This window comes from Streptomyces sp. CB01249, from assembly GCF_001905735.1.
GTDB lineage: Bacteria > Actinomycetota > Actinomycetes > Streptomycetales > Streptomycetaceae > Streptomyces.
Map to the genome: position 1 here is coordinate 396,309 of NZ_LISW01000006.1, position 10,646 is coordinate 406,954.

The window sequence follows — 10,646 nt, forward strand, 5'->3', positions numbered from 1 at the left end:
CGCCCTTTTCGGTCCACTAGGCAGCTTCGTAAGTGACGTGGGCCCTATGCCCGGCCTCACATCGGGCGGGTAACAGCCTCACCATGTGTTGCTGAAGCAATGCGGAATGCGACGTTCCGGAGGGGGGTCGGGCAGCCGTTTCCGCCCCCGCGCACGGCGTACCGGCCGCAGGTCCTAGTCCTTCCGCCCCGGTCCCCGGCCGCCTCCGGTCCGATACGGGGCGCACAGGCCGCCGGTACGGTGAGGCGCATGAGCCACCGACCGCCCTCCGGCCTCGCCGCCGTCAGCGCCGCGCTGCTCGCCATGAGCCGCCACCTGGAGGTACGGGACGTCCTGAAGACGATCGTCGCCTCGGCCCGCGAACTCCTGGACGCCGAGTACGCCGCCCTCGGGGTCCCCGACGACGACGGCGGCTTCGCCCAGTTCGTCGTGGACGGCGTCAGCGACGAACAGTGGAAGGCCATCGGCCCGCTGCCCCGGCAGCACGGCATCCTCGCCGCGATGCTCCACGGCGCGAAGACCGAGCGCCTCGCCGACGTCCGCAAGGACCCCCGCTTCGGGGGCTGGCCCAGTGCCCACCCCGACATGTCCGACTTCCTCGGCCTGCCCATCCGGGACGGCGACGAGACCATCGGCGCCCTCTTCCTCGCCAACAAGAGGTGCCCCAAGCCCGAGGGCGTCTGCGGCTTCAACGCCGAGGACGAGGAACTGCTCTCGATCCTCGCCCAGCACGCGGCCATCGCCCTCACCAACGCCCGCCTCTACGAACGCAGCCGCGAGCTCACCATCGCCGAGGAGCGCTCCCGACTCGCCCACGAGCTGCACGACGCGGTCAGCCAGAAGCTCTTCTCGCTGCGGCTCACCGCCCAGGCCGCCGCCGCACTGGTCGACCGCGACCCGGCCCGCGCCAAGGGCGAGCTCCAGCAGGTCGCCGCCCTCGCCGCCGAGGCCGTGGACGAACTGCGCGCCGCCGTCGTGGAGCTCCGCCCGGCCGCCCTGGACGAGGACGGCCTCGTCGCCACCCTCCGCACCCAGGTCCAGGTCCTCGACCGGGCCCACACCGCCCGGGTCACCTTCACCGCCACCGGCGTCCGGGCCCTGCCCGCCGCCCAGGAGGAAGCGCTGCTCCGGGTCACCCAGGAGGCCCTGCACAACGCCCTGCGCCACGCCGACGCGGCCCACGTCGACGTCACCCTCGCCCGCCACGACGGTGCCACGCTGCTGCGGATCACCGACGACGGCCGGGGCTTCGAACCCGCCGCCACCCGCCGGGCCGGGCGCCACCTGGGCCTGGTCTCCATGCGGGACCGGGCGAGCGGCGTCGGCGGCCGCCTCACCGTTGAATCCGCGCCCGGCAAGGGCACCACGATCGAGATGGAGATCCCCGGTGGCTGACAGGATCATCAGGGTGCTGCTCGTCGACGACCACCAGGTCGTCCGCCGCGGCCTGCGCACGTTCCTGGAGATCCAGGACGACATCGAGGTCGTCGGCGAGGCGGCCGACGGCGCCGAGGGCGTGGCCAGGACGGAGGAGCTGCGGCCCGACGTCGTACTGATGGACATCAAGATGCCCGGCACCGACGGCATCGAGGCGCTGCGCCGCCTCCGCGAGCTGGAGAACCCGGCCAAGGTGCTGATCGTCACCAGCTTCACCGAGCAGCGCACGGTCGTCCCCGCCCTGCGCGCGGGCGCCTCCGGTTACGTATACAAGGACGTCGACCCGGACGCCCTGGCCGGCGCCATCCGCTCCGTGCACGCCGGGCACGTCCTGCTCCAGCCCGAGGTGGCCGGGGCACTGCTCGCCCAGGACGAGCCGGGCGCGGGCACCGGCCGGGGGAGCACCCTCACCGAACGCGAGCGGGAAGTGCTCGGCCTGATCGCCGACGGCCGGTCCAACCGCGAGATCGCGCGGGCCCTGGTCCTCTCCGAGAAGACGGTCAAGACCCACGTCTCGAACATCCTCATGAAGCTCGACCTCGCCGACCGCACCCAGGCGGCACTCTGGGCGGTCCGCCACGGAGCGGCGGGCTGAGCCGGGGGAGCGGTCACGCCCTCGACGCGCGCCCGCTCCCCTCTCTTACCGAGCCCGCTCCTCCACATACGCGTTGTACGCCGCCACCTGCGCCCGCCGGGCCACCCGCTCCACCGGCCGCAGCGCCTCGCCCCGCGCCGCCATCTCCGACGCGCTCACCGCGCCGCCGTGCCCGTTCTCGGACGCCACCGAGATCAGCAGCCCGACCCGCTGGGCCAGCTCAAGCACCCGAACCGCCCGCGGCGGATAGCCCGGGGCCAGCACCTCGCGCCCCCGCTCCGCCCGCGCCCGGTACGCGTCCACCGCCGCCTCGGCCACCGGCCCCGAACCGGCCACGTCCAGCCGGGTCAGCAGCGCCGTCGCGTCCCGCAGCGCCTCGGCCAGCTCCCGTTCCGCCTCGCCCAGCGAGGGCACGTCGGCCGGCGGAGCCTCCCGTACCGCCAGGCAGTGCCACACCACGTCCACGTGCACATCGCCGGCCGGGCCCGCCTCGCGCACCTCGGGCACCAGCCCGTACGGGGCGCCGTGGGTCACCACGGCCTCCTCCGCCTCCAGGGCCCGGGCGTTGAAATCGGCCGGACCGCTCAGCCCCAGCGGATGCCCCGGCACCGGCAGCGCGACCCGGAAGCCGCTCACCCCCAGCGCCCGCAGCCGCCCCAGGGCGAACGTCAGCCCGACCGGACCGGCCTCACCCGGCAGCCCCTCGACGCGGTGCACCGCGTCCTCCCCGACGATGGCGAGCGCCGCGTCGTCCGGGGACACCAGCCCCGCCAGCAACGCGTTCCCCCAGGCGGCCAGCAGCCCTGAACGTGGTTCCGAAAGCATGCGGACAGCCTAGGGGGTGCCTTGCCGATCATGACCGGGTCCGCGACGGCGGGCCCAGCGCCGTCGGTACTCACGCGGTGGCGTAGGTTTTCCCTGGGAGCTGTGCCCACAGGCACGCGACGATCTCGACACTGCATGGGGAGACAACGCGCTCATGAGCGATGTACTGGAGCTGGTGGACGTATCCGTGGTCCGCGACGGACGCGCTCTGGTGGACGACGTCTCCTGGTCGGTCAAGGAGGGTGAGCGCTGGGTCATCCTCGGCCCCAACGGCGCCGGCAAGACCACCCTGCTCAACATCGCGTCCAGCTACCTCTTCCCCACCAAGGGCACCGTCAGCGTCCTCGGCGAGCGCCTCGGCGGCGTCGGCACCGACGTCTTCGACCTGCGCCCCCGCATCGGCATCGCGGGCGTCGCCCTGGCCGAGAAGCTGCCCCGCCGCCAGACGGTCCTCCAGACGGTGCTCACCGCCGCCTACGGCATGACCGCCACCTGGAACGAGAACTACGACAAGGTGGACGAGGACCGCGCCCGCGCCTTCCTCGACCGGCTCGGCATGACCGAGTACCTCGACCGCAAGTTCGGCACCCTCTCCGAGGGCGAGCGCAAGCGCACCCTGATCGCCCGCGCCATGATGACCGACCCCGAGCTGCTCCTCCTGGACGAGCCCGCCGCCGGTCTCGACCTCGGCGGCCGCGAGGACCTGGTCCGCCGCCTCGGCCGGCTGGCCCGCGACCCGTACGCGCCCTCCATGATCATGGTGACCCACCACGTCGAGGAGATCGCCCCCGGCTTCACCCACGTCCTCATGATCCGCCAGGGCAAGGTGCTCGCCGCCGGCCCCATGGAGACCGAGCTCACCTCCCGCAACCTCTCCCTCTGCTTCGGCCTGCCCCTCGTGGTCGAGCACCAGGGCGAGCGCTACACCGCCCGCGGACTGCCGCTCGGCTAGAGCGGCACCGAGTACATCAGAGGTTGACGGCTCGTACGCCTGGGGTGGGGGTATGGAACAGCAGCAGTACGTGGCGCGTTGCTCGGAGCTCTTCGCGGTGGGTGGCCACGCGGCCGTGAGGAAGGCCGCCGAGGCGGGGCTCGACGAGTGCGGACCCGATCCGGCTCTCTATCGCTGGCTCGGACAGGCGCACGCCGCGGAAGACGACGACGACCACGACCGTGAGGCCGAGACGGCCTATCGCAAGGGCCTCGCACTGGCGGAAGACGATCTCGGGCTCATGGTGTCGTATCTGGAGCTGTGCCTCCGCTCGGACTCCTGGGCCTACCCGGGGCGGGCGCGCCGGGCGGCGGCTCTGCGGGAGAGGATCGAGGAGCTGGCTCCGCCCGGGTCACCCGAGCGCGAGCGGGTCGACGACGCGACGGGCTGGGCCGGCCGGGGGTATTGGGACGACCTGTACGCAGCCGCCGCGCGCGGGCAGGCCGATCAGGCGGCTGTGGCGGAGCAGAGCGTGCTCGTCACCGACGCGCTACGGCGGGCCGCCCGGGGCGAGTCCGCCGCGGACACCGGCGAAGACCTGCGGGCAGCCGAAACCGCCGCGGCGGTCGAACTGCTCCAGGGCGCCCGGAACGCACCACTGCGCCTGCTCCTCGCGCACCGGGTCGCCGCGTACGTGTTGACGTTCGCGGCGTCGTTCGGCCTGAACAAGGCGCTGGTGCTGAGCGGGGTGCTGGACTTCAGCCTGTGGGGCTGGCTGCTCTGGATTCCCGTGCTCCTGGCCGAGGCCAAGCTCCGCGAGGCCAGGAACCTGGGACGGGAGCGCGTGATCGCCCGCATCCAGGCGCGCCACGACGAAGCGCCCCTCAAGTCCGCCCCATAGCAGGCGTCCTGCCCGGTCGTGCCCTGTCCTTGAGGTGCGCGCGGTCCTACGATGGTCACGTGGACATCGACGCGTGGGTGTGGTGGCTGATCGGCGCGGTGGGACTGGGCATTCCGCTCGTCCTGACCGCGATGCCCGAGTTCGGCATGTTCGCCGTGGGGGCCGTCGCCGCCGCGGTCGTCGCGGCCCTCGGCGGCGGAATCGTCGCCCAGGTCCTGGTCTTCGTCATCGTCTCCGTGGCGCTGACCGCCGTGGTGCGCGTGATCGCCGGGCGGCAGCGCGCCGACCGGACACCCGCGCACGCCACCGGCATCGACGCCCTGAAGGGCCGTCAGGCCGTCGTCCTGGAACGGGTGGACGGCGAGGGCGGCCGCATCAAGCTGGCGGGCGAGGTCTGGTCGGCGCGCGCCCTCGAACCCGGATTCAGCTACGACCCCGGCCAACAGGTCGACGTCGTGGACATCGACGGGGCGACGGCCGTCGTCATGTGACCGAACTGCCCCCACACCCAGGCGCGTTCTGTCAGACTCGATGACGATCATCAACCGAAGGGCACGAGGAAACGATGCAACCGATCATCATCGTCCTGATCATTCTGGTGGTGCTCGTCTTCATCGCCCTGATCAAGACGATCCAGGTCATCCCGCAGGCCAGCGCCGCCATCGTGGAACGCTTCGGCCGGTACACCCGCACCCTCAACGCGGGGCTGAACATCGTCGTCCCGTTCATCGACTCGATCCGCAACCGGATCGACCTGCGCGAGCAGGTCGTGCCCTTCCCGCCGCAGCCCGTCATCACCCAGGACAACCTGGTCGTCAACATCGACACCGTCATCTACTACCAGGTGACCGACGCCCGGGCGGCGACGTACGAGGTCGCCAGCTACATCCAGGCCATCGAGCAGCTCACCGTCACCACCCTCCGCAACATCATCGGCGGCATGGACCTGGAGCGGACCCTCACCTCCCGCGAGGAGATCAACGCGGCCCTGCGCGGCGTTCTGGACGAGGCCACCGGCAAGTGGGGCATCCGCGTCAACCGCGTCGAGCTCAAGGCGATCGAGCCGCCCACCTCCATCCAGGACTCGATGGAGAAGCAGATGCGCGCCGACCGCGACAAGCGCGCCGCCATCCTCCAGGCCGAGGGCACCCGCCAGTCCGCGATCCTCACCGCCGAGGGCGAGAAGCAGTCCGCGATCCTGCGCGCCGAAGGCGAGGCCAAGGCCGCCGCCCTGCGCGCGGAGGGCGAGGCCCAGGCCATCCGTACGGTCTTCGAGTCCATCCACGCCGGCGACCCGGACCAGAAGCTGCTGTCGTACCAGTACCTCCAGATGCTGCCGAAGATCGCCGAGGGCGACGCCAACAAGCTCTGGATCGTGCCCAGCGAGATCGGCGACGCCCTCAAGGGCCTCAGCGGCGCCTTCGGCAACCTCGGCTCCGGCGCACCCGGCTTCAACACCGGCAAGGAACGGCGCGAGGAACCCCCGGTCGACTGACGTGTACACCCCCCGTGCATGATGCGGTGCAGCAAGCACCGATCACGCACGGGGGATACGCCATGTCCATCTGGGAGATGCTCGCCGTCTTCGCCGCGGGGATCAGCGCCGGCACGATCAACACGATCGTCGGCTCCGGCACGCTCATCACCTTCCCCGTCCTGCTCGCCACCGGCCTGCCCCCGGTCACCGCCACCGTCTCCAACGCGCTCGGCCTGATCCCCGGCTCCATCAGCGGCGCGATCGGCTACCGCAAGGAGCTCGAAGGACAGCGCTCCCGCGTCCTCAAGCTCACCGTGGGCGCCCTCATCGGCGGCCTCACCGGCGCCACCCTGCTCCTGGCCCTGCCCTCGACGGCCTTCGAGACCATCGTCCCGGTCCTGGTCGCCCTGGCCCTCGTCCTGGTCATCCTGCAACCGCGCATCAGCAAGGCCGTCCAGGAGCGGCGCGCCCGCACCGGGGCACCCGCCCACCCCGACGGCGGCCCGCTGCTCTACATCGGCCTGACCCTCGCCAGCGTCTACGGCGGCTACTTCACGGCCGCCCAGGGGATCATCTACCTCTCCCTCATGGGCATGCTGGTGGACGACACCATCCAGCGCCTCAACGCCGTCAAGAACGTCCTCGCGGCCGTCGTCAACAGCATCGCCGCGCTGTTCTTCCTCTTCGTCGCCGACTTCGACTGGACCGCCGTCGTCCTGATCGCGGTGGGCTCCGCCATCGGCGGCCAGATCGGCGCCAAGGTCGGCCGCCGCCTCAGCCCCGCCCTGCTGCGCGCCCTCATCGTCACCGTCGGCACGGTCGCCATCGTCCAGCTGCTGCTGCGCTGACGCCCCGGCCTCAGGACGGGGTGAGGTACGCGGCCGCCGCGTCCACGAACCGGTCGTGCGCGGACCGCGCGGCCTCCCGGGCGGCGGTCAGCGCCTCGACACTGTGGGACCGGTCCTGCATGCAGTAGGCGGCGACGACCATGTTCTTCGCCGCGGTACGCACGGCCGCGTCCGGGATGAGCACCTGCACGGCGACGAGCGGCCGGGTGATCGCGGACCGCGTCACATGCGAAGCGGCCCGCAGTTCCGCGAGCCGCTCGTCGGAGGCCCGGGCGAGCTGGGCCTCGCCCCGCATCCACATGGCCCGGCGGTGATCGGAGCCGGCCGCGGCCAGGGCGGTCACCGCCTCCAGCCGCTCACGGCGCAACTGTTCGGTGGCGGCCGCGGCGGCACCGCGGCTCGCACTCCGCTGCTGGAAGACCCCCGCGACCACGGCACCGAGCAGCGTGCCGAGCACGGCGATGGCGGTGGTGACCACTACGCCGCCGTACGCGCCAGCCACTCCGGCAGTGCCGAGCGGTCACCCGCCCCCAGCGCCAGCAGCATCGCCTCCGCGGGGGAGGGCACGAAGGGCTTCCGCAGCAGCGGCATCCCCGCCTGCTCCGGCGTACGGTCCGCCTTGCGGTGGTTGTCCTCCGCGCAGGAGGCCACCGTATTGAGCCAGGTGTCCTGCCCGCCCTGGGCCCTCGGCACCACGTGGTCGACGGTGCTCGCCCGCTTCCCGCAGTACGCGCACCGGTGCTGGTCCCGGACCAGGACACCCCTTCTGGACCACGGCGCCTGTCTTCGGAACGGCACCCGTACGTACCGGCAGAGCCTGATCACCCGGGGCACCGGGATGTCCACATCGGCGCCGCGCATCCGGAGGCCGGGGTGGGACTGCTCGACAACGGCCTTGTCCTGAAGAATCAGCACCACCGCACGGTTCAGCGTCACCGTCGACAGCGGCTCGAAGCTCGCATTCAGTACCAGCGTGTCCCGCATCCCGCCCACCTCCCGTGTGCCGGCCGCCCCCTGGCAGGCCCGGATCAACTCTGGCCCCGGCACGCCGTGATGGACAACGCATTAAAAAATGCCCTGCCCTGATCTCTCCAAGACCAGGGCAGGGCAAACGGATGCGGACGTTTTGGTGTTCAGGCGTTGTCGGCGGGCTCCGCGTATTCGGCGACCAGCTGGGCCCGGCCCAGGGTGTGGAACCGCAGGTTGAACCCGACGACCGCCGGCGAGGCGTCGCTGTCGGGGCCCAGCTTCTCGGTGTCCACCGCGTACACGGTGAACACATAGCGGTGGTTCTCCCCGGCCGGCGGGGCGGCCCCGCCGAAGTCCTGGGTCCCGTAGTCGTTGCGCGCGTGCACGGCACCGGCGGGCAGCCCCTCGGACTTCGCGCCGCCCGCGCCGGCCGGCAGCTCCGTGACGGACGCGGGGATGTCGAAGAGCACCCAGTGCCAGAACCCGCTGCCCGTGGGCGCGTCGGGGTCGAAGCACGTCACGGCGAAGCTCTTCGTCCCCGCCGGGAAGCCCTCCCACCGCAGCTGCGGCGAGGTGTTCCCCGCCGCGTACACCTGTGCGTCGGAGAGCACGGCCCCCGGGGCGATGTCCTCGCTCACCACGGTGAACGAGGGAACCTCCGGATGGAAGTCGTGCGGCAGCGGCGCCCTCTTCGGCTCGGTCACGTCAGCACCTCTCGGTCGGCTCTGTCGGATGACTCCTCCGACCCTAGAGCCAGTTGCGCGAACCGCCGACCTGCGCCAGCCACTGGTTCAGATATGCCGCCCAGTCGGTCTCGTGGAAGTTGTGCAGACCGACCTTGAAGGCGCGGTACGAGTCGCTGCCCTCGCTGAACAGACCCGCCTTCTTGTCCATCTCCAGGATGACGTCCATCTCGCGGTCGTCCGCGACGAACGACAGCTCCACCTGGTTCAGCCCCCGGTACTGCTGCGGCGGGTGGAACTCGATCTCCTGGTAGAACGGCAGCCGCTGCCGCGTACCGCGGATGTGGCCGCGCTCCATGTCGGCGCTGCGGAAGCTGAAGCCCAGCTGGCCGAAGGCGTCGAGGATGGCCTCCTGGGCCGGCAGCGGGTGCACGTTGATCGGGTCGAGGTCGCCGGAGTCCAGCGCCCGCGCGATCTCCAGCTCGGTCGTCACCCCGATGTTCATGCCGTGCAGGTGCTGGCCGGCGAACATGGTGATCGGCGTCTCCCAGGGGATCTCCAGGCCGAACGGCACCACGTGCACCGCGCCCGCCTGGACCTGGAAGGCGCCGCCGACGCGCAGCTTGGTGAACTCGATGTCCTGCTTGTACTCCTGGTCGTCCTGCCCCTCGACCTCGACCCGGGCCTGCAGGCCCACGGAGAGCCCCTCGATCTGCTGGTCGACGGAGCCGCCCTGGATGCGCACCTCGCCCTGGACGACCCCGCCCGGGACGACGTTGACCTCGCTCAGCTCGGTCTCCACCGAGGCGCCACCGGCACCCATGCTCGCGAGCAGCCGCTTGAAGCCCATGTTTTCTCCTCCTAGGTCCTGACCCCTACATACGCGCGACGACCGTAGTCGGTTCCCAGTAACCTCGAACCTCATGATCGATGGCCCGGACCGTACGCCGCTGACGCGGGATTTCTTCGACCGCCCCGTACTGGAGGTGGCGCCCGACCTCCTCGGCCGCACCCTGGTCCGCAGCACCCCGGAGGGCCCCATCACCCTGCGCCTCACGGAGGTGGAGGCGTACGCCGGCGAGATCGACCCGGGTTCGCACGCCTTCCGGGGCCGGACCCGGCGGAACGACGCGATGTACGGCCCGCCGGGCCACGCGTACGTCTACTTCACGTACGGCATGTGGCACTGCATGAACCTGGTGTGCGGCCCCGAGGGCCGGGCCGGCGGGGTGCTGCTGCGGGCCGGCGAGATCCTGGAGGGCGCCGAGCTGACGCGTAAACGTCGAGTTTCGGCCCGCAATGACAAGGAACTGGCCAAAGGCCCGGCCCGCCTCGCGACCGCCCTGGACATCGGCCGCGCGCTGGACGGCACCGACGCCATCGCCCACGAGGGCGCCGAGCTCTCCGTGCTCCACGGCACCCCGCCCGCTCGTGACCAGGTGCGGAACGGACCGCGGACCGGGGTGGGCGGGGACGGGGCGGTGCACCCCTGGCGGTTCTGGATCGACGGCGACCCCACGGTGAGCCCGTACCGGGCCCATGTGCCCCGCCGCAGGTCAACTTGACTCGCCCGGATGGGCCCCCTAATGTTGTCCGAGTCGCTTGACACGGGTACAGCTGTTGGTTCGGTCCATCGGATCGTGAGCCGCGCAGACCCGGAGCGGCCAACCACTACCTACGACTCACCCCAGAGGGTGCGAGTTTCGGCATGCCGGAATTCGGTCCCACTGACTCGATTATGAGTAAACGGGAGAAGCCGCTAAAGTAGTGGACACGCCGAAAGGCAAAAGAAAGGCCCGCTTCGACCGGGAAATTGGACACGAAAGAGTCTGATAGAGTCGGAAACGCAAGATCGAAGGGAAGCGCCCGGAGGAAAGCCCGAGAGGGTGAGTACAAAGGAAGCGTCCGTTCCTTGAGAACTCAACAGCGTGCCAAAAGTCAACGCCAGATATGTTGATACCCCGGCCTGCTTCGGCAGGT

13 protein-coding genes are annotated in these 10,646 nt (G+C 71.1%); 8 read left to right on the forward strand and 5 right to left on the reverse strand.

Annotated elements, in window-relative coordinates:
• Positions 1-249 precede the first annotated feature (249 nt).
• The gene (locus AMK18_RS26680) at positions 250-1,395 is read left to right on the forward strand and encodes a GAF domain-containing sensor histidine kinase (RefSeq protein ID WP_018104735.1); all 1,146 of its coding nucleotides are present in this window, start codon (positions 250-252) and stop codon (positions 1,393-1,395) included.
• Positions 1,388-2,032 (forward strand): response regulator, encoded by a 645-nt coding sequence (locus AMK18_RS26685; RefSeq protein ID WP_018104736.1) that lies wholly within the window; start codon positions 1,388-1,390, stop codon positions 2,030-2,032. Before AMK18_RS26680 ends, AMK18_RS26685 begins: the two co-directional genes overlap by 8 nt.
• A gap of 45 nt (positions 2,033-2,077) precedes the next feature.
• Here the strand turns inward: AMK18_RS26685 and AMK18_RS26690 are convergent, their stop codons facing one another.
• Positions 2,078-2,857, reverse strand: coding sequence for a hypothetical protein (locus AMK18_RS26690; protein WP_026171735.1), 780 nt, complete (start codon positions 2,855-2,857; stop codon positions 2,078-2,080).
• Between the two features lie 154 nt (positions 2,858-3,011).
• On the opposite strand from AMK18_RS26690, the gene AMK18_RS26695 reads away from it, so the two are divergent.
• From AMK18_RS26695 to AMK18_RS26715, 5 genes are all read left to right on the forward strand, one after another.
• Positions 3,012-3,809, forward strand: coding sequence for an ABC transporter ATP-binding protein (locus tag AMK18_RS26695; RefSeq protein WP_018104738.1), 798 nt, complete (start codon positions 3,012-3,014; stop codon positions 3,807-3,809).
• Between the two features lie 52 nt (positions 3,810-3,861).
• Complete coding sequence (locus AMK18_RS26700; RefSeq protein WP_073864780.1) at positions 3,862-4,689, forward strand: hypothetical protein; 828 nt, start codon at positions 3,862-3,864, stop codon at positions 4,687-4,689.
• 59 nt (positions 4,690-4,748) lie between these two features.
• The gene (locus tag AMK18_RS26705) at positions 4,749-5,180 is read left to right on the forward strand and encodes an NfeD family protein (protein WP_073864781.1); all 432 of its coding nucleotides are present in this window, start codon (positions 4,749-4,751) and stop codon (positions 5,178-5,180) included.
• A 74-nt stretch (positions 5,181-5,254) separates the two neighbouring features.
• The gene (locus AMK18_RS26710; protein ID WP_018104741.1) at positions 5,255-6,184 is read left to right on the forward strand and encodes an SPFH domain-containing protein; all 930 of its coding nucleotides are present in this window, start codon (positions 5,255-5,257) and stop codon (positions 6,182-6,184) included.
• Between the two features lie 62 nt (positions 6,185-6,246).
• On the forward strand, positions 6,247-7,014 hold the full coding sequence (locus AMK18_RS26715) for a sulfite exporter TauE/SafE family protein (protein WP_018104742.1): 768 nt from the start codon (positions 6,247-6,249) through the stop codon (positions 7,012-7,014).
• 10 nt (positions 7,015-7,024) lie between these two features.
• On the opposite strand, the gene AMK18_RS26720 is transcribed toward AMK18_RS26715, so the two are convergent.
• The 4 genes from AMK18_RS26720 to AMK18_RS26735 form a co-directional block, all read right to left on the reverse strand.
• Positions 7,025-7,492, reverse strand: a complete 468-nt coding sequence (locus AMK18_RS26720) for a hypothetical protein (protein ID WP_073864782.1) — start codon at positions 7,490-7,492, stop codon at positions 7,025-7,027.
• Positions 7,492-7,998: an HNH endonuclease gene (locus AMK18_RS26725; protein ID WP_018104744.1), complete on the reverse strand. Its 507-nt coding sequence runs from the start codon at positions 7,996-7,998 to the stop codon at positions 7,492-7,494. Before AMK18_RS26725 ends, AMK18_RS26720 begins: the two co-directional genes overlap by 1 nt.
• 149 nt (positions 7,999-8,147) lie before the next feature.
• Entirely contained in the window at positions 8,148-8,687 is a 540-nt protein-coding gene (locus AMK18_RS26730) for a YbhB/YbcL family Raf kinase inhibitor-like protein (protein WP_073864783.1), read from the reverse strand.
• 43 nt (positions 8,688-8,730) lie between these two features.
• Positions 8,731-9,516, reverse strand: coding sequence for a sporulation protein (locus AMK18_RS26735; protein WP_018104746.1), 786 nt, complete (start codon positions 9,514-9,516; stop codon positions 8,731-8,733).
• Positions 9,517-9,589: 73 nt separating this feature from the next.
• Here AMK18_RS26735 and AMK18_RS26740 point away from each other — a divergent pair, with 73 nt between their 5' ends.
• Positions 9,590-10,231, forward strand: coding sequence for a DNA-3-methyladenine glycosylase (locus tag AMK18_RS26740; protein WP_018104747.1), 642 nt, complete (start codon positions 9,590-9,592; stop codon positions 10,229-10,231).
• Positions 10,232-10,646: the final 415 nt, after the last annotated feature.